Origin of the sequence: uncultured Algibacter sp. (genome assembly GCF_947487575.1) — a bacterium.
Lineage (GTDB): Bacteria > Bacteroidota > Bacteroidia > Flavobacteriales > Flavobacteriaceae > Algibacter_B.
Genome location: NZ_CANKXG010000008.1, coordinates 120,150 through 140,351, shown reverse-complemented (window position 1 = coordinate 140,351; position 20,202 = coordinate 120,150). Strand labels below are relative to the sequence as shown.

The window sequence follows — 20,202 nt, the reverse complement described above, 5'->3', positions numbered from 1 at the left end:
TTTTAATAGACCCCTCGACTGCGCTCGGGGAAACATTACTCACTAATAACTTTTATACTTTTCTTTACTTCTTCTGCAACGCGTCTGGCTTCATTCAAATTTTCATTTACAATGGTTACATGTCCCATTTTTCTAAACGGACGAGTTTGCTTTTTACCATAAATATGGGGTGTTACACCATCCATTTTCATGATGTTTTCTATGTTTTCATAAACCACATTTCCAGTATGGCCTTCAGCACCAACCAAATTTACCATAACGCCACCAACTTTACTGTCTGTTCTCCCCAATGGTAAATCTAAAATGGCTCTAATATGTTGCTCAAATTGAGAGGTATAACTCGCTTCTATAGTTTGATGCCCCGAATTGTGAGGTCTTGGAGCTACTTCATTAACTAAAATTTCATCTTCTTTTGTCTGAAACATTTCAACAGCTAATAAACCAACATGATTAAAAGCTTTTGATGCTTTTAAAGCCACTTCTTTAGCTTTTTTTGCCACCTCATCCGAAATTCTTGCAGGACAAATGACATACTCTACTTGATTTGCTTCAGGATGAAACTCCATTTCAACTACTGGATATGTTTTTGTTTCGCCAGAAACGCTTCTAGCAACAATAACTGCTAGCTCATTTTTAAACGGAATTAAATTTTCAGCAATACATTCGCCTTTTGGTAAGCCTTCTAAATCTGAAAGTTTTCTAACTACTTTTACGCCATTACCATCATATCCAAACTGAGCAGCTTTCCAAACAAATGGGAATTCTAAACCCCCATTTTCAATAGCATCTTCAATTTCTGATAAATAAGCAAATCGAGAAAAACCAGAAGTTGGAATGTCATTATCTACATAAAATAATTTCTGTTTCGCCTTATTTTGAATGCGTCTCAATGTTTTAGAGGCAGGATATACTTTAATGCCTTTTTTTTCAAGAGCTTCTAAAGCATCAACATTTACGTTTTCAATTTCAATAGTTAAAACATCAACCTGTTTTCCAAAATTGTAAACCGCATCATAATCCATCAAGTCTCCTAAATGAAATTCGTTACTAGCAATTTTACAAGGAGCTTCATTACTCGAATCTAAAACCGAAGTATATATGTCAAACTTTCTGGTATTATAAAGTAGCATTTTACCTAATTGTCCACCACCAAGAATACCAAGTTTAAAATTTGAAGAAAAATAGTTTGCCATGTTTTATTGCTAATAAGGTATTTAAGATATGCAAAAATACACTTAAATCTTAAAATAGTTCCAAAAACATAAATCAAAAAATGGGTATTGCCTAATATTGGTTATCTTTGCGACTTTAAAATTTATTTCCCTTGATAAAGTTACACGGCAAGTATTTTAAACCCTTTATTTCTGCTAAGGAAATTGACGATACTTTACAGCGTTTAGTTGATGAAATAGCAGAAGATGTTGGTGATGAAATCCCTGTGTTTATTGGTATACTAAACGGGTCGTTTATGTTAACTAGCGATTTTGTAAAAAAATATCCAAAAACATGCGAGGTAACTTTTATAAAACTGGCTTCTTATGAAGGCTTGAAGTCTTCAGAGGATATTCAACGTTTAATAGGTTTAACACAAGATTTAACGGGTAGAACAGTAATTATTTTAGAAGATATTATTGATACAGGGAAAACTTTGCATGAAGTTCACAGGATTTTTAAAAATGAAAAGGTAAAGTCATTAAAAATTGCTACACTTTTTTATAAACCTGAAGCTTATAAAAAAGATTTTAAATTACATTATGTTGGTATTGAAATTCCTAATAAATTCATAGTAGGTTACGGTTTAGATTATGATGGATTGGGGAGGGATTTACCAGAAGTATATCAAATAAAAGAAACACAACACATGACGAACTTAGTATTATTTGGGCCTCCAGGAGCAGGTAAAGGAACACAAGCAGAATTTTTAAAAGAGAAGTATAATTTAGTACATATTTCGACAGGAGATGTGTTTAGATACAACATAAAAAATGAAACTGCTTTAGGAACATTGGCTAAATCTTTTATGGATAAAGGCCAGTTGGTGCCAGACCAAGTAACTATAGATATGTTAAATGCGGAAGTAGAAAAAAATGCTGATGCTAACGGATTTATTTTTGATGGTTTTCCGCGTACAAATGCACAAGCAGAAGCTTTGGATAAATTAATGGATAGCAAAGATTCTCAAATTAATGCCATGATTGCCTTAGAAGTTGATGATGAGGTTTTGGTAAAACGTTTACTTGAAAGAGGGAAAACTAGTGGAAGAAAAGATGATGCTGATGAAACTGTAATTAGAAACAGAATTAAAGTATACTATAACGAAACCGCCATACTAAAAGACTATTACGCTGCCCAAAATAAGTACTTTGGAGTTGATGGTGTTGGTAGTATTGAAGACATTACTGTTAGACTAAGTACGGTTATCGAAAACCTTTAGTTGAAGTGTTTATTCGTTTAGTTGTTTAGGTTTTATAAAACCTACTCACTTTAATCTAATATTCAGCTAAACAACTCCACAAAAAACAAATAAACAATACAATGACTGAAGGAAATTTTGTAGACTACGTAAAAATGTTTGTGTCTTCTGGAAATGGAGGTAAAGGCTCTGTGCATTTGCATCGTGAAAAATATATTACCAAAGGCGGCCCAGATGGTGGAGATGGTGGTCGTGGAGGGCATGTTATTGTTCGCGGGAAAGCCAACCTTTGGACCTTACTTCATTTAAAATTTAAAAAGCACAGTAGAGCAGGACATGGAGAACATGGAAGTAGCGGAAGAAGTTTTGGAGCCGACGGAGAAGATGTTTATATCGATGTGCCACTAGGAACCGTAATTCGAGATACAGAAACAAATAACATCCTTTTTGAAATTACCGAAGATGGTGAGGAAATAATATTGGCAGAGGGCGGTAAAGGTGGTCTAGGAAACTGGCATTTTAAAAGCTCAACCAATCAAACGCCACGTTACGCACAACCCGGTATTCCTATGGAAGAAAAGTATGTAACCATGGAATTAAAAGTACTTGCCGATGTTGGTTTGGTAGGTTTCCCAAATGCGGGTAAATCAACTTTATTATCGGTGGTTACATCTGCAAAACCTAAGATTGCAGATTATGAGTTCACTACTCTAAAACCAAATTTAGGAATCGTAAAATATCGCGATTTTCAAACTTTTGTTATGGCAGATATTCCTGGAATTATCGAGGGCGCTGCCGAAGGTAAAGGTCTTGGTCATTACTTTTTACGTCATATCGAGCGTAATTCTATTTTATTGTTTCTAATTCCAGCCGATGCTAAGGATATTAGAAAACAGTACGATATTCTGTTAGACGAACTTAGAAGATATAATCCAGAAATGCTTGATAAAGAGCGCATCATAGCCATTTCAAAAAGCGATATGCTTGACGATGAGTTAAAAGCCGAAATGAAAATAGTGTTAGATAACGAACTTCCAATTCCATACCTGTTTATTTCGTCCGTGGCACAACAAGGTATTACAAAACTTAAAGATGTACTTTGGAAGATGCTAAATTAGGGCGTTACCACAAGGGTCGGGCTTTACACTATATCTTTTGCTGTTTTTTTATTCCTGTGTAGATAGTAAACTACTTGTAAACACTTAGTTTCTCCAAAAGTTTTCACTTATCTATTAAAGAGGCAAAAGGATGCCGTTTCAATCCCTAACGCAGCAGCAGAACTAAAATTCAATATTGGAATAATTTTTGATTAACTTTATATAAAATTAAAGTCTCATGCAATTTCTCAAAATTACTATCCTAGCCTTACTCATTGTATCATGTGCACCTATTCATGTAAACTATGATTATGATAAAACCACTAACTTCAATACCTATAAAACATATCAATATTATGCTAACATGGAAACAGGTTTATCAGAGTTAGATACTAAGCGTTTATTAAACGCTATTGATGCAAAAATGGAAACTAAAGGTTTTGCAATTTCTGAAAACCCAGATTTTTTTATCGACATTAAAAGTGCAGAGTATCAAGATGCTCAACGACAAACAATAGGAGTAGGTGTTGGTGGTAGTGGAAGAAATGTAGGTGGTGGAATTACCGTTGGAATCCCAATAGGTCAAGCAAATGTAAACCGACAAATTACGATCGATTTTGTTGACGAAAATAAAAAGCAACTCTTTTGGCAAGCCATTAGTGAATCTAGCTTTAACCCAAAAGCAACTCCAGAAAAAAGAGAAGTTAGATTAAATGCCATTGTTGAAAAGGTATTGTCTAGCTATCCTCCAGAAAAATAATTTAGTTCTTTATCAGTCTTTTACTTACTAATAAAACATTACCTGAGTAAAAATTTGTGATATAAATACCTTGGCTAAACTTGCTAATATCAATCAACGTGTTTTCATAATTTGAAAGTGTTGTCGATGTTAATCTTTTACCATCAATACTTATTATTTCAACCTTTAATTCTGAAATAGAATTACTCTCAAACTTTAAATTCAAAACGTTATTAGCAGGGTTTGGATAAAGCGAAATATTATAATTGTTAGCTTCACTTTCAATATCATCAACCCCTAACGAGGAATAATTTATAGTCCAAGTTACAGAATACACATGGAAACTATTATGATTATCAACCTTTAAAAAAGGAGAGTTATCATGTATTACAGTAGTTAAAGTATTAGCACCTTCAACTAAATCGGTCTCAAGTATAGAAATGTCATCAACATTAGTAGCAAAACTTGTCGCGTTTAGAGTCCAATCGCTTTCTAGTGTATTTGGATTAGGGTTAATTAAATCTAGCTGAAAATCTAATGGAAATGTAAGATTGTCAATTGTATTATTATTTGGAGAATAATTGTCTATTGGTGAAACTAAACTATGAATTTTCTCGATAATACCTTCTTTACAAACAGCACAAAACGGAACGCCCAAATAACGCATTTTACAAGTTTCATGTGGTCTATACCATGGTTTTGGGTTACCATTAAAATCTTCGTGTTGATAAATGCCTATGGTATTAAGACCTATCCAATTTTTCCATTTAACCAAACTGGTATTGGTTTCTTGTGTCATATTTATAGCCTCTGCTGCCAATACATCGCCCGGATAATATTCATCCTTTAAATCAAACAAAGAATGTCCTAATTCATGTATGACTATTTCATCGGCGTTATTTCCTGTAGATGAAGTCGCGTAAGGACCGCCAGCACCGCCATATTCTGAAGAGTTAACTAAAATAATAGGTTGGTCGTATTCTGGAAAATTATCAGCTAAAACATCATAAACAGTTGCAGAATCATAAGTATAAAGAAGTCTATGTATACCAGCTGTATCAAAAGACGTGTTAAAGTAAGTATCTACAACTGCGGCATCAAAAAAGGGTTCAGTAACATCAGTTGCGGTTGCTGGATGATCAGTTCCGCTTTCATTTGAAGGAACTTTTATGGCGTAAACATTAAAATAATCTGAGTATTCTGAAAATGGACTTTGGCTGAACAAGCTATTTGAAAAATTGGTAGCATCTGTAATAAATTTGTCTAATTCAGACGTGGTATAACCGTCTCCCATAAATACAAGATTAATACGCTTGTCATTATCCCCAGAATCTTTTATAGCTTCTACATCAAAAGTTTGTGCAGAAAATTGCAGGGTTTTTATAAAGATTAGAAAAAAGCATAAAAAAGGTTTCATACTAGTTTATTTGGGTTTTGATAAGGGGGTCGTTTTTAGCAAAGTTACTAATTGTTATGTATTTAGTATCACTTTTTAGCTGTAACCTTACAGAGAACTGAGTTTTGTCGGATTTTATGATTTTTGTTTGGAATTGTTTTGAGTCATCAAGATACTCAACTGTTCTAATTAATGGGTTCTTAATAAGTATTTGATTTAATACCTTAGATTTTTTATCAAGTTCAGTAAAAATCAAATCGCCCTTAATGCCATTTTCTAGAGAATCTAATCGATTAGGTTTCAATTTACCTTCAACTATTTTTTTATTAATAAACTGAATACTCCTTTTTACGTTTGAAGTTTTTTCAATACTATAATTTAGAAATAAGATTTTAGGTGTTGTTTGAATCTCCTTTTTTGATTGATTTTCAGAAATAGTTTTACTGTTTTTGCATCCAGAAAAAAAAGAGAGGCAAATCAATAAAAGTAAAATGAATTTATATGTAATAGAACATTTCAAAACGATTAAGTAGTAAATATGGGATTAGCGTTCTGTAAAGTTAAGTATAAAAAAAGAGGTTGAATAACCTCTTTTTTTATTAAATCTATATTAACTGAGTAAATCTTTATACTTGTTTTTATAGCCATATAGTACAAGAATATTCAATACTAGTAAAACTAAAGCTCCAGGAATGCTTCCAGGTTCTAAAGTGGCATGAAATAAAACTGCATTTACCGATACACTCATTAAAATTAATGCAAGTAGAGCACCAAATTTATTGAAAATTAAGGCTAAACCAGCAGCAATTTCCACAAGGGCAACAAGTGTTAATGTTTTACTGTTTGCTAATGCGCCAAAGTAAGCGCCTGCATCGGCAGACATTTCTTCCATTGGGATAAAATCTAGAAATTTGTTAAGTCCGAAAACCAAAACGAATAGTCCAAGAAGTATTCTTAGAACCATAAAAACTTTTGAATTCATAATGCTATTTATATTAGTTAGTGAGTTGAAAGATAGTTAATTATAAATAAAACTATCTGAAGCTCTGTCGAAACCTAGTGATTTAACTAACAATTTTTTACTCAACATTAATCCTGGAGCCCTCACTATGGCTGCTAAATTCTGGAGCATACATACTTTGAATAGTTGTAATACCATTACTCATGTTTCCTACGTTATTCACGCGCAAATCGTATTCAAAAATGTAAACACCTTTTGGCAGATAGTCAAAAAAGAAGTTGGTTGAGGCATCTTTAGTACTTTCATAATAACCCAAACCATCTTGCCATTTATATTTTGAAATAACGTTTACAGGTTCTAATCCAGAAGCACGCATATCTTTCATATGAATAAACTCCATGTTTCTATCTGTACGCAATTCAATTCTAACTCTAACCAAATCGCCAACCTTTAAATGCGTTTTAGAAGTTATTTCTGAAATTTCTTCACCAGTATCCGTATTGGTTTTAAGGAATAATTTTTTCTCTAATTGAAGTGGTGTTTCAGCTGAGGTGATTTTATCTAAATCCTCAAAATATTGCCAGTATAAACTTCCCCAAGCAATGCCATTTCCTTTTTTGGAAATTTTCACTTCTCCCATTTCTGGCTTTATTTCAGCAGTATTCCAACTTGTTTTATAATAACCTGTTCCAGCTTCAACTTTTACATCTTCTAATTTTGAAGGTTCAATGTGTTGTCCTCCTAAAATGACATCAACTATATCGGAAACAGGTAGCCATTCACTACCTTGAAGAAGCAAAGCGTAAACAGCATCGGTAGTTGCTTTAGTTGTTTTCCAACGGTTTGTTTGCTTGTTTTTAAGCAACCAGATTTTTAAATTATCAATAGTTTCTGTGTCGTTTTCAATTTCACCAAAAGCCTCAATTAATAACGCTTGCGTTTCAATAGGTGCTTGATACCAATACCAAGAGTTTGTATTGGCTTTCCAATGCATACCTAATTCCTCAGATGTAATACTTGTTTCTTTAAGTGATTTTAAAATCTTAGAAGTTGTTTTAGCGTCACTATTTCTATGAGAAATTAAAGCCATTAATCCTTTTGAATATAACGAACGTGATAACCAATACTTCTGAATTTGAGTTTGGTAATAACCACTTATTTTTTCAACTTCTTTTGATTTTTCAATATCTAGGAAGAAGCTTCGCATGTATAAATATTGCAATTGTGTATGGCTTAAGTGATCTTTGTTTAAGTCAATTTTCGCATTATATTTTCTGATGTCTTTGTATTCTTTTATGAATTCACCATCTAAATATTTAATGGCTTGGATAATCATTAGAGACGTATCGACTGCGCTCGACGAGACAGATAGTTGTTTTAAATGCCCAAAACCAGATATAATATGTTGTGTAATGTATCTATTTTCATAACCACCTTTAAACCAAGCCCAAGCACCAGATGGCATTTGATTTGCCTTTAATTTGTTGATAGCCGATTCTAATTCAATAGTCATTTTGTTTAAATCGAATAATAGGGCGATTCGCTTTTTCTGTTCTGTTTCACTTTGAGCATCTCGCAACCAAGGCGTTTCTTGAATTAAAATAGACTTTAATTCTTCATTCTTTTCTAAGTTAGAAAGTAATGCACCCGTATTTCGCCATTGATTAAAAACGGCTTGAATTCTAGGGTTTGAATTTGCAATATGGCTAGCCAAAGCATTCGCATAGTATCTAGAAAATGTTTGTTCATTACAGTCATAAGGGTATTCCATTAAATATGGTAATGCCTGAACCGCATACCATGCAGGATTGGAAGTCATTTCTAAAGTCAACTTATGGTTTTTGAGTGTGGTTGAGGTGTTAGTCATCAACTTATCTAAAGTGAATGTTTTTGTTTGATTACTTCTTACCCACATTGGCAAAGTTTCGGTAACCAACATGCGGTTGCTTAAAACGGGTAAGGCATTTTGTTCACCATCACTAAAATCACCTGCTTTTGCAAGTACTTTATATTGAACGGCCTGAATATTATCTGGAATGGATAAACTCCAAGAGACTTGAGCATTGCCTTGAGCATCAACTACAAAGGTTTTCGTGTTTTCTAAATTATTCAGATTAGCATTTACATCTTTTCCTGAAACTACATCTGTTAAAATCAATTGAGCATGTCCTGAAAGTTCTTTTTCAGTAAGGTTTGCAATTTTTGTGCTAATTGTAATACTGTCGCTTTCTCGTAAAAAACGAGGTGCATTTGGGATAACCATCAATTCTTTTTGGGTAACTGCAGTAAAAGATTGCGTTGCGCTTTCTAAGGTTTTGGTATGCGCCAATAATTGTAGTTTCCATTGGGTTAAAGCTTCTGGTGTTGTAAAGCTGAAACTGATGTTGCCTTCTGAATCTGTTTTTAACTGCGGAAAGAAAAACGCGGTTTCTTGCAGGTTTTTACGGATTTTGATGTTGTCGAAGTTTGGTCTCTCTACTGGATTAGTAGTGTCTTTGTTAATACCTATGACACTTCTCGTTAAATCTTTTTTCTCCTTTGTTCCATATCCAACAACCACAACTTCATCAAGATTAGCATTATCCTCCGTTACCATAAAAGAGACTGATTCTTCAACCTCCATTTCGTCTGCAACTAATTGAACACCAGCTGCCCGTCCACTTAGTGATTTCGTTAAGTATCTATTGTTATATCCAAAACTAAACCCAAACCAATTCAATTGGTCATAATTTTGTTGCGGATAGCTTATGCGTATTTTGTTGTTATAAACTCTAAAGTTTTGTGTGCCAAAACTATTATTAGCTCTTCTGTTATTATGCGCATAATAATTAGATTTTTGAATAGGATTAAAATTCCAGTTAAGCGGTTTAAATTGATCTAAAGAGGCATCATACATACTCGCCAATAACTCAGCGCTTACCTTTTCGCCATAAGGACCTTTAATTTTGAATTGCCAAGTTTCATCAGTTCCAGGTTGCAACTTATCTCTAAAAGTTAAAGTCTCAATTTCCAAATTTGCCTTAGGATAAGGTACAGAAATAGCTTGAGTACCCGATTTAAAACTATTAAATGCTGCAAAACTATAATGTACCACAAAACCACCTAAATCATCTTTTGTAACAGGAACAGTTATTGTTTTTTTATTGGTGTTCAGTTTTATTATTTCTGTTTTAATGATTTTTTTATTCTTTTCCACAGAAACGGTAACTGATACATTTTCTGCCGCTGAGCCAATAGTTATATGGGCAGTATCTCCAATATTATAAGTTGGTTTATTAGTAACGATTGTCAGCAATTGATTGTCCGCAGGTGTTTTATCGTCTTTACTAAAAAGCACTGTTTTAATCTCATCTTTTACCAATTGACCAAACCTATCTTTGCTTTCTAAAACAATAATATACTCGCCCGATTGCCACTTTTTAATCTTACCAAGTTTTAATGTTTTTGCGTCTTTAGTATCAAATGATTTTTCTAAAACAAGTTTGCCTTTTTTCCAGTTACTAGAATTATGTTCATTGTTGTATGCATCATAAGGAAACAGTGCTTTAAAATCATTTTGAGTAAATTCTTGGTAATCTGGAGCGGTCCATGGTCGCGGTCTTAAAACGGTATTTGGCGCTTTAAGCTTATACATTTTAATTGTTCCTTTGGCTGGAACAAATTCACCATTTAGGTTTTTTGTGTCAATAGAAATTTTGTGGTCTTTATTGGTTTTATCTATAATAGCTTCAATATTTATATTAGCAGTCAATGCGTGATAACCCACATTTACAATAGTGCTTGCACTTCTGGTTTCGCCATTCAAATCGGTCACATCGGCAGTGATTTCATAATTAAAAATAGGTAAGCTAGATTTATCAATGCTTTCATTAGGAAGGGCTTTAAAAGTAATTTCAAATTCACCTTTATCATTAGTTATGGTTTCTCCGTGCTTAATTTCTTGAGGTTCACTATTTGCCCAAGGTCTGTACCAAAAATACCATCGCGGGTATTGTACATTTCTGTTTACACGATACACTACTTTGGCATCAGTAATATTACTCCCAGCATAAGCCAAAGTAATACCTCTTACTGTAACCGAATCATTGATTTTAAAAGTTTCGCTAACAGGTTCGAATTCCGTTTCAAACTTTGGGCGCTTATATTCTTCAACTGAAATAGATGTGTTACTTCTTAAATATTTTCCTAAATCAGTATTAAATTCTATTCTATATAATCCATTTAAACCATTATTTGGTAAAATGAATTCCCCAGATACCGAGCCAAATACATTGGTGGTTAACTTGTGTTGAGTAACTATCTCATTATTAAAATTAAAAAGCGTAACCAATACTTTCTCATTTTCTAAAACCTCAGATTTGCCATCGTTAGTTTTTATGGCTATTGCTTTAAAATAAACAGTTTGTCCTGGTCTGTAAATACTTCTATCAGTGAACAAAAACGATTTGTAGCTTTCTTTTTCTTCTGGCTGATTATACGTTTGATTAATATAAAAATCACCAAAATATGCAAGGTCATTACCATTTTTAACTTTTAAATTAACGTTTCTATACCAATTTTTATCTTTATCAATCTTAATTTCCCCTAAGCTATTTGTAATGTAGTTTATAGTTGATGTGTTTTTGTTATTTGTTGATTTATACGATACATCAACCTTTGCATTTGCAATTGCTGCCCCATTATTTCTATCAATAATTTGAAATATTTTTTGTTTGAGTGTTTCAGTTTCAACTAACGCTATATTAGAAACTTGAACATGAGCAAAAGCAAAAGTTTCTTCACTATCTTCAATAAAACCAAAAACTAAATACCTCCCGTTATTAAGTTTAGGCACAAAGACTTCCGAAGTATGCAATTGGTAATCATTTTCATTTCTTAAGTTGCTTTTCCATATTTTATCGGCATATAAGTTTTTTATAAAACTAAGTTGCTCATCTTTTCTATATGTTTTTACAAACTTTTCATATTGTTTTTCCGAAACTTTATAAGCATTAAATTTAATGGCATTTAGATTTTTATAACGTATTAATAATCGAGCAGATTTTCGAATAGGTAAAAAGTCTTCAGTAGTAATTTGAAGTGATGATTGCTCAATTTGAGATTTTAATACCTTGCATTTTTCGGCACCTTTACTTTTTGGGAATTTAGAAATAACTTCATTACATAACTCTAAGGCATCTTTAGCTTTCCAACGCTGTTCTTCGTTAGTTTTTGGGTGATAAGACAGACTTTGGTTATAGTAAATAGAAGCTATTTCAAAATCATACAAACCAGAAACTTCATGAGCTTTAAATTCGATGCTTTCGCTTTTTAGAGCATCTAGTAAAACGGTTTGTTTATCATTAAATGTGGCATGCTGATTTATAAATTTTAAACGTTCAATATTAACATCTGCTAAAGCAAAAGGCGATTTGTCATTCAAATGAAATCGAATCAAATTCTTATAAATTTTTAAGGCATTTAGTTGTAACGAGGTGGAATCTTTAGATTCAATATTTAAGGTTGAAAACGTTTCAGTATTAGCTAGAAAATCAGGATTATCAATCTCAAATTTGTAAGCTGGTTTAGTAATTTGGGTTTCATTTGTCTTATAGAATTGTAAAGCACTATGATTTAAAAAATCAAACAAAGTAGGCCTGTAAGTTTTAGAGTCTTTTTGTTCATGTAATAGAATGTTATATTTTTTTAGAGATTCCTGTTGCAACATCAAACCATTTTCCAAAGACTTTTGGAAATACAAATGAGTTTCATCAAAAAGTGTTTGCAAATCCCAAGTTTTAAAATCTTCAGTATCTACTTTTTTAGCAGTTTTCGTTCTATTATAGAATTGCCATCTGTGTTGATTAAAATATTGCCAATACAAATTGGCTAGAATATTTTCTAAAATGTTTTTAACCGGAAATTTGCTTTTCGCAATTTGATTTTTAAAATCATTGATAATACTTAACTGTGCATCTTCCTCTAAAACCAAAACGTATTTACTTTTAAAAAGCATGGTTTTTAAAAGTTGCGGATGGTTTTTGTCTTTCTCGGCTTGTTTCTCAATACTTTCAAGAACTTTTAAGGCAGATTTAGGTAAGCCATCAACTTCAAATTTCTCAACTTTAGACCAAAAAAACTGATAGTTAGGGATTTGTGCTTGAGAAAACGTTGAAAATAGTATAATCATAAATAAAAATAGTGAATGTCTCACTTGTGCTGAATTCATTTCAGTATGTGTTTAATTTTGTCTCTAAATGTATATTCAAAAGCCGTTCCAAAAAACAATAAATTAGTAAATGGCAGCGTTTGGTGAGTGAAGTTAATCATTTTGTGGGTAAAATAGTAGAAACAGGTGTTACTAAAAATACTAAATTCATAAGATTATCTTAATCAGAAAACAAACTACTAGCAGAAAGGTTATTTTTGTGCTTTCGATTTAATTACCATGAAGAAAATCTGGCTTCTCTTACTATTTCCTTTTATGTGTTTCTCGCAAGCAATGCTTGATGATGTTCAAACACTATTTGAGAAAAAGCAGTTTATAAAAGCAGAAACTCAAATTATTAATTATCTAAAAGAAAATCCAAATCATTTAAAAGCTATAGAGCTTTTAGGAGATGCCTATGGACATCAAAAAAAATGGGACGGTGCTATAGATGCATATAAAAAATTAGTTGTAGCCAAACCAAATACAGCAAATTACCACTACAAGTATGGTGGTGTTTTAGGCATGAAAGCTTTACAAAATAAACTCAAAGCTATTGGTTTAATTGGCGATATAAAAAAGGCATTTACTAAAGCGGCAGAGCTTGATGAAAACCACATAGAAACCCGTTGGGCATTGGTAGAATTGTATATGCAACTTCCAGGTGTTTTTGGTGGTAGTAAAGCCAAATCCTTAACATATGCTCAAGAATTAGAAGGCTTATCTAAAGTTGATGGTTATCTCGCAAAAGGCTATATAAATGAATATGATGATGAACCAGAACTAGCAGAAAAGTATTATAAAATGGCCATTCAAGAAGGCGGTTCTTTAACCTGTTTTAATAAACTCACCTCGTTTTATGTAAGTAAAAATCAGCCTAATAAAGCTATCGAGAATATAGAAGAAGCCCATAAAAAACATCATCGAAACGCGCTGCATTATCAAATTGGTAAAGTAGCTGCAGAATATAATGTTAAACTCAAAAAAGGCGAGCAATGTTTACATGTTTATCTCAAGAATTACTCACTAGAAGATGGTGTTCCTAAAGCTTGGGCGCATTACCGATTGGCACAAATTCACGCACACCAAAACAATAAGGAAACAGCATTGAAATATATTGATTTGGCCATAGCACAACTCCCAAAAATTAAACCTTTTAAAGCAGAAAAAGAAAAAATCCTGAATCTTTAAAACTTGGGCGTTACCACAAGGGTCGGGCTTTCCGTTACAAGTCCTCGCACCTCCTGCGTCGGGCTGTGGGCTATCCACTTCAATCCCTAACGCAAAAAGTTACGTCTTTGGTCTTCATGCTTCCAACTTCTTTCATAATAATTTGGAATTTGAATTTTGTAGTTTGATATTTGTTTCATGAACGTACATTTTATAGCCATTGGCGGAGCAGCAATGCACAACTTAGCCCTAGCATTACATAATAAAGGATACAAGGTAACTGGAAGTGACGATACCATTTTCGAGCCTTCAAAGTCTAGATTAGAAGTCAAAGGACTATTGCCAGAAGCATTTGGTTGGTACCCCCCAAAAATCAATTCAAATTTAGATGCTATTGTTTTAGGCATGCATGCCAAAGAAGATAATCCAGAGTTGCTAAAAGCACAAGAATTAGGATTAAAAATATATAGTTACCCAGAGTTTTTATATGAGCAATCCAAACATAAAACCCGAGTTGTTATTGGTGGAAGCCACGGAAAAACAACTATAACCTCTATGATTTTACACGTTATGCATTATCATGATAGAGAAGTAGATTATATGGTTGGAGCACAATTAGAAGGTTTCGATGTGATGGTAAAACTCACCGAAACCAACGATTTTATTGTTCTAGAAGGCGATGAATATTTAAGTTCACCAATAGACAGACGACCAAAATTTCATTTATACAAACCCAATATTGCGCTATTAAGTGGTATTGCATGGGATCATATAAACGTGTTTCCAACCTATGAGAATTACGTAGAGCAATTTAGCATTTTTGTAGATTCTATCGTAAAAGGCGGAAACATCAATTACAATGAAGAAGACCCAGAAGTAAAGCGAGTGGTAGAAGCTAGCGAAAATACTATTAGGAAAATAGCATACCAAACCCCAGAATATACCGTTGAAAACGGACAAACACTTCTAGAAACTCCAGAAGGCGAATTACCAATTGAAGTTTTCGGAAAACACAACTTAAATAATCTAGCAGGAGCCAAATGGATTTGTCAACACATGGGTATTGATGAAGACGATTTTTACGAAGCCATCTCAACTTTCAAAGGAGCAAGCAAACGTCTAGAAAAAATTGCAGAAAGTAAAACCAGTGTAGCATATAAAGATTTTGCACACTCACCAAGTAAAGTAGAAGCCACTACAAAAGCCGTAAAAGAGCAATACGAAAATAGAACCTTAGTAGCCTGTTTAGAGTTGCATACATACAGCAGCTTAAATGCTGAGTTTTTAAAAGAATATAAAGGCTCGCTAGATGCTGCCGATGTAGCTATAGTTTTTTATTCGCCACATGCCGTGAAAATTAAAAAACTAGAAGAAGTAACACACGAGCAAATAGCTAATGCTTTCGAGCGTGACGATTTAATTATTTACACCAACCCAGATGATTTTAAGGAGTTTCTTTTCTCACAAAACTTTGATGACAAAGCCTTGCTTTTAATGAGTTCTGGTAATTATGGTGGTTTGGATTTTAAAACTGTGGAGGAATTAATTAAATAGTTCTAAATTATTTAATGTTTTAAAAACTTTATAACTAAACCTATAAAAAAAGTACACACTAAAATAATTATAGTAGCTACTATGGTAGAATTAAAATCATATATATAACTACCTAGTAATATACCTAAAATTAAAAAAATAATATAAGGGGTATTGCCTTTTGAAGTTAAATACTGATTCATTTCTCTAAAAAATTAGATTATTAATCTCATAAATATAGGTATTTTTTCTTACACATTTAAATTTTTGGTTACAAAACATTCTATTGGTTGTAAATTTCGAAAGAATTTACAATATTTTTCTTGTTAATTTGAAGAAAATACTTTGTTTAGAAATGCTTTAACATTCGCTTGATTTGCCCTTACTAATTCTGCTCTAGCATTTTCAATATCTTGTGGTTTTTTGTCTTGGGAGAGTTTAAATTTTCCTTCCCAACTATCAATAGAAATTTCAAACATTTTAATATAATCTAGATAACCATTCATACTTCTATTATCAGGCTCTAAAACATAATTATGGTCTGGATCTTCCAGAAACTCTGTCATCGTGATTAAAGACTGTTTTAAGGCTTCTTTACTTTCAATCACTTTTACTTTTCCTTTTAAATGTACTTTAATGTAATTCCAAGTTGGTAATTGCTTAGTAGCATAAATACTCGGCGAAATATAACATTGTGGCCCAGAAAAAATAATAGTGATGTCGTTATCATCTTTTAAAAGTTCAGCCTGAGGGTTGTAAATATCAATATGACCAATAAGATTACCAGCTTCATTATAAATTAAGGGCAAATGTGTTATGAGCGGTTCGTTATTTTTAACAGAAATAAGTGTGGCTAAAGGATACGTTTTAATCACTTCAATCATGTGATTAATATCGTTGTCTTGATGATATTTTGGTGGGTAACTCAAAATCTTCTAATTATTAATTGCACTTGAAATTTACAATATTTATCTTTAACCAATGCAAGAAAAACCATCGTCATTTTCAATAAAAAACTGGAGTCAAGACGATCAGCCCCGCGAAAAATTACTTTACAAAGGTAAAGCCGCTTTAAGCGATGCAGAACTTGTTGCTATTTTAATAGGTTCTGGGAATCGTCAAGAAAGTGCTGTAGATTTATGCAAACGTATTTTGGCGAGTACCGATAATAATTTAAGCGCCTTAGGAAAGCTATCCATAAATCAACTTATGGAATTTAAGGGTATTGGTGAAGCAAAAGCCATAAGTATTATAGCTGCCTTAGAATTAGGAAGACGACGCAGAGGAGAGGAAGCTCTCGAAAAAAAGAAAATTACATCTAGCGCATCGGTTTTTGAACTTATGCAACCTGTAATTGGCGAACTAGAGCATGAAGAATTCTGGATTATTTACATGAATAATTCGAATAAAGTAATTCAAAAAAATCAGTTAAGTAAAGGAGGAATAACTGGTACTTTGGTTGATGTGCGCTTAGTACTTAAAAACGCCTTAGAAGTTGGTGCTACGGGTTTAATATTAGCACATAATCACCCTTCGGGAACTTTAAAACCAAGTTTAGCCGATAAGCAAGTAACCGAAAAATTAAAAATTGCCGCACAAAGTTTAGATATAAAAATTTTAGATCACCTAATTATAACAGAAAAAGCATACTTTAGTTTTGCTGATGAATCACTATTGTGAAAACTCCAAAACCCAAAAACAAAATTCCTAAAAGTTAAATATGGAATGATGTTTTAATTGGTATTTTAAAAATTTCGAATTTATAACGCATGTTATTAGTATATACTCATAAAATATCTCCAAGATTAAAATATATTTTTAAGCATATTTGTGTTAGAGTTTTGGGTATAGAAGTAAGTTTTACCACAAAAATTGAAGAGTTTATTGCTCATGACAGTTTAAAAATGTCTTACACAAAACAGCCATTAAGTAAGGAGTTTTTTATTAAAAGTCATGATATTTTATTTGAGCAAGGCCTAAGTGATATTGAAATTAATATGCAGGCGTGGGGAGATACAAAATGTTTCTTTTATCTTGGAGAAAAGAGCAGTATGCCTTTTGATATTTTTTCGGCTTCTTTTTATTTGTTATCCAGATATGAAGAGTATTTGCCACATGTAAAAGATGAATTTGGGCGTTTTACAGCTACCGAAAGTTTAGCTTATAAAGAAGGGTTTTTACATCAACCCGTTGTAGATATTTGGGCTTACAAATTTAAAGAAGCACTACAAAAACAGTTTCCAGAATTTGAATTCCCAAAACGCACCTATCAAATTAAACCTATTATTGATGTGCCAAGTGCTTATAATTACAAGCTAAAAGGTATTATTAGAACATTAGGCGGAACGATTAAGGATATTGTTAGATTTAGGCTTAAAAGTTTATACATAAGGTTTGCGGTGCTTCTTGGATTTAGACATGACCCATTTGATACTTTTAAATATTTAATTAACAGGCAAAAAACGTCGCCTTTTAAGTTTCTTTTCTTTTTTTTAATAGGGGATTACTCCACTTACGATAAAGGGATTAACCCAAATAAAAAGAAGTTTGTATCACTCATTAAATATGTTGGTGATTATTGTAGAGTTGGAATAAAAATATCCTATTTCGCACTTGAAGATGAAAAGCTTTTAAAAAAAGAAAAACAAAGGATGGATGATATTTTAAATACTCATGTAAGAGCATCTAGGCAATCTTTTTCAAAACTTAATTTGCCAGAAACCTATAGAAACTTAATTGCTTTAGAAATTCAAGAAGATTACACTATGGGTTATGTCAATCATATAGGTTTTAGGGCTGGTTCTAGCACATCTTTCTTGTTTTACGATTTAGATTATGAAGTGCAAACTCCATTAAAAATTGTGCCATATCATTTGATGGATTTTACGCTTTTAAAACAGAAATCACTTCTTGATAAAAAGAAGGTATTAAGCAAAGTTATCAATGAAATAAAACAAGTTGATGGTGAGTTTGTTCCTGTATTTCATAATTATACATTTAATGACGCAAGAAAGTGGAGGGGTTTTAAAGAATTATTTAATTTAATTTTAGAGTCTCCAAATGAAGTTTAAAGGTATTACAGATGTGTTTTTTGATTTAGACCATACACTTTGGGATTTTGAAAAAAATTCGGCATTGACTTTTAAAAAAATTTTTGAAATTAACACTATTGAAGTAAATGTTGATGATTTTCTAATGCATTATATGCCTATTAATTTAAAATATTGGGGGCTGTATAGAGAAGAGAAAATAGAAAAGGACGTATTACGTTTTGAAAGATTAAATGAGACTTTTAGTGCCATATCTTTTGAAGCGAATAATGACTTAATATATAAACTATCAGATGATTATATAACACATTTAAGCTCTTTTAACCACTTGTTTGAAAATACATTTGAAATTTTAGATTATTTAAGTATAAATTACAACTTGCATATAATAACTAACGGATTTGATGAAGTACAATATAAAAAAATGAGTAACTCTAAAATTAATCATTATTTTAAAACTGTTACAAATTCTGAAATTGCAGGTTTTAAAAAGCCAAATCCTAAAATATTTAGTTTTGCTTTAAACCTTGCAAATACAAGCGCTAATAAAAGTGTTATGATTGGAGATAGCTATGAGGCGGATATTTTAGGGGCAAAAAATATAGGTATGAATGTTGTTTTTTTTGATATTAATAACATGAGTGTAGATACTAGTATTAAACAAATTGATAACTTAATACAATTAAAGAAATTACTGTAAGTTTTATTAGTACATTATGATACTTTTATAACCCAAATTGTTTCTTTACTTTTAGAATTGAATAATAAAATTAATAAATATGAAAACTAAGTTTTTTTTGATAATATTAACCTGTTTTATAGTAAGTACAACATTTGCTCAAACAAGTATTAATAATTATAAGTATGTAATTGTAAATAATAAGTTTGATTTTTTAAAGAAAAAAGACCAATACCAAATAAACTCATTAACAAAATTTTTATTTAATAAATATGGATTTGAAGCCGTAATGGAAGGCGCAGATTATCCTAAAGATTTGATGTTAAACAGATGTTTGGCTTTACATGCTGATGTAACTAAGGATCCTGGCATGTTTAAAACTAAGCTTAAAGTTATGCTTAACGATTGTAATGATAAAGTCGTTTATACTTCTCAATTTGGTGTAAGTAGAGAAAAAGAGTTTAAAGCGGCTTATAATTTAGCGCTTCGCGATGCTTTTACATCTATTAAAGCTTTAAATTACAAGTATGCACCAAATGAAAATATAACATCACTTAGTATTGCAGCTCAAACTCCCGTTAAAACCGAAGTTGCTGAAGAAATACAACAGTTAAAAAAAGAAATACAGAATTTAAAAAAGGAAAAAGAAGCAGATGTAGTTGTGCCAGATACTAAACCAGTTGATAAAATGACTGTAATAGAAGGTGTCTCAAATGTATTGTATGCCCAAGCCATTGATAATGGATTTCAGTTGGTTGATAGTTCTCCTAAGGTTTTATACCGGATAAAAAACACCAATTTAAAGGATGTATTTCTTGTAGAAGGTAATAGTGCTGTAATCTATAAGAAAGACAACGATTGGGTTATTGAGTATTATTCTGGTGGTACTCTAGAGCAAGAGGCTTTAAATATTAAGTTCTAAAAGTTTATTATGAAAACGCGACTTGCGTTAGGGATTGCAGTGGAAAGCCCACAGC

General features: G+C 32.1%; 15 protein-coding genes. 9 read left to right on the top strand and 6 right to left on the bottom strand.

The window, feature by feature from the left end; all coding sequences use genetic code 11:
* Positions 1 to 35: 35 nt before the first annotated feature.
* Entirely contained in the window at positions 36 to 1,193 is a 1,158-nt protein-coding gene (locus Q0870_RS10620) for a 5-(carboxyamino)imidazole ribonucleotide synthase (protein WP_298555445.1), read from the bottom strand.
* A gap of 131 nt (positions 1,194 to 1,324) precedes the next feature.
* Here Q0870_RS10620 and Q0870_RS10615 point away from each other — a divergent pair, with 131 nt between their 5' ends.
* From Q0870_RS10615 to Q0870_RS10605, 3 genes are all read left to right on the top strand, one after another.
* Positions 1,325 to 2,434 (top strand): adenylate kinase, encoded by a 1,110-nt coding sequence (locus Q0870_RS10615; protein ID WP_298555444.1) that lies wholly within the window; start codon positions 1,325 to 1,327, stop codon positions 2,432 to 2,434.
* 101 nt (positions 2,435 to 2,535) lie between these two features.
* Positions 2,536 to 3,531 carry a GTPase ObgE gene (obgE, locus tag Q0870_RS10610; RefSeq protein ID WP_298555442.1) on the top strand — a complete coding sequence of 332 codons (996 nt, stop codon included), beginning with the start codon at positions 2,536 to 2,538 and terminating at the stop codon, positions 3,529 to 3,531.
* A 217-nt stretch (positions 3,532 to 3,748) separates the two neighbouring features.
* Positions 3,749 to 4,270, top strand: coding sequence for a DUF4136 domain-containing protein (locus Q0870_RS10605; RefSeq protein ID WP_298555440.1), 522 nt, complete (start codon positions 3,749 to 3,751; stop codon positions 4,268 to 4,270).
* A 1-nt stretch (position 4,271) separates the two neighbouring features.
* Here the strand turns inward: Q0870_RS10605 and Q0870_RS10600 are convergent, their stop codons facing one another.
* The 4 genes from Q0870_RS10600 to Q0870_RS10585 all read right to left on the bottom strand — a co-directional run bounded on the left by Q0870_RS10600 (position 4,272) and on the right by Q0870_RS10585 (position 12,814).
* Complete coding sequence (locus Q0870_RS10600) at positions 4,272 to 5,666, bottom strand: M64 family metallopeptidase (protein ID WP_298555438.1); 1,395 nt, start codon at positions 5,664 to 5,666, stop codon at positions 4,272 to 4,274.
* A 1-nt stretch (position 5,667) separates the two neighbouring features.
* A complete protein-coding gene (locus tag Q0870_RS10595; protein WP_298555436.1) occupies positions 5,668 to 6,126 on the bottom strand; it encodes a hypothetical protein in 459 nt (152 codons plus the stop codon).
* Positions 6,127 to 6,255: 129 nt separating this feature from the next.
* A complete protein-coding gene (locus tag Q0870_RS10590) occupies positions 6,256 to 6,627 on the bottom strand; it encodes a DoxX family membrane protein (protein ID WP_298555434.1) in 372 nt (123 codons plus the stop codon).
* 97 nt (positions 6,628 to 6,724) lie between these two features.
* On the bottom strand, positions 6,725 to 12,814 hold the full coding sequence (locus tag Q0870_RS10585; protein ID WP_298555432.1) for an MG2 domain-containing protein: 6,090 nt from the start codon (positions 12,812 to 12,814) through the stop codon (positions 6,725 to 6,727).
* Between the two features lie 219 nt (positions 12,815 to 13,033).
* Here Q0870_RS10585 and Q0870_RS10580 point away from each other — a divergent pair, with 219 nt between their 5' ends.
* Positions 13,034 to 13,984, top strand: coding sequence for a tetratricopeptide repeat protein (locus Q0870_RS10580; RefSeq protein WP_298555430.1), 951 nt, complete (start codon positions 13,034 to 13,036; stop codon positions 13,982 to 13,984).
* Positions 13,985 to 14,161: 177 nt separating this feature from the next.
* The gene (locus tag Q0870_RS10575; RefSeq protein ID WP_298555426.1) at positions 14,162 to 15,517 is read left to right on the top strand and encodes a Mur ligase family protein; all 1,356 of its coding nucleotides are present in this window, start codon (positions 14,162 to 14,164) and stop codon (positions 15,515 to 15,517) included.
* 305 nt (positions 15,518 to 15,822) lie between these two features.
* Here Q0870_RS10575 and Q0870_RS10570 read toward each other — a convergent pair whose 3' ends face one another.
* Positions 15,823 to 16,425: an FMN-binding negative transcriptional regulator gene (locus Q0870_RS10570; RefSeq protein WP_298555424.1), complete on the bottom strand. Its 603-nt coding sequence runs from the start codon at positions 16,423 to 16,425 to the stop codon at positions 15,823 to 15,825.
* Positions 16,426 to 16,477: 52 nt separating this feature from the next.
* On the opposite strand from Q0870_RS10570, the gene radC reads away from it, so the two are divergent.
* The 4 genes from radC (at position 16,478) to Q0870_RS10550 (ending at position 20,147) form a co-directional block, all read left to right on the top strand.
* The gene (gene radC, locus Q0870_RS10565; RefSeq protein WP_298555422.1) at positions 16,478 to 17,176 is read left to right on the top strand and encodes a DNA repair protein RadC; all 699 of its coding nucleotides are present in this window, start codon (positions 16,478 to 16,480) and stop codon (positions 17,174 to 17,176) included.
* An 89-nt stretch (positions 17,177 to 17,265) separates the two neighbouring features.
* Complete coding sequence (locus tag Q0870_RS10560; protein ID WP_298555420.1) at positions 17,266 to 18,567, top strand: polysaccharide deacetylase family protein; 1,302 nt, start codon at positions 17,266 to 17,268, stop codon at positions 18,565 to 18,567.
* The gene (locus Q0870_RS10555) at positions 18,557 to 19,246 is read left to right on the top strand and encodes a YjjG family noncanonical pyrimidine nucleotidase (protein WP_298555417.1); all 690 of its coding nucleotides are present in this window, start codon (positions 18,557 to 18,559) and stop codon (positions 19,244 to 19,246) included. The genes Q0870_RS10560 and Q0870_RS10555 overlap by 11 nt, the downstream gene beginning before the upstream one ends.
* Before the next feature lie 79 nt (positions 19,247 to 19,325).
* Positions 19,326 to 20,147: a hypothetical protein gene (locus Q0870_RS10550; protein WP_298555415.1), complete on the top strand. Its 822-nt coding sequence runs from the start codon at positions 19,326 to 19,328 to the stop codon at positions 20,145 to 20,147.
* Positions 20,148 to 20,202: the final 55 nt, after the last annotated feature.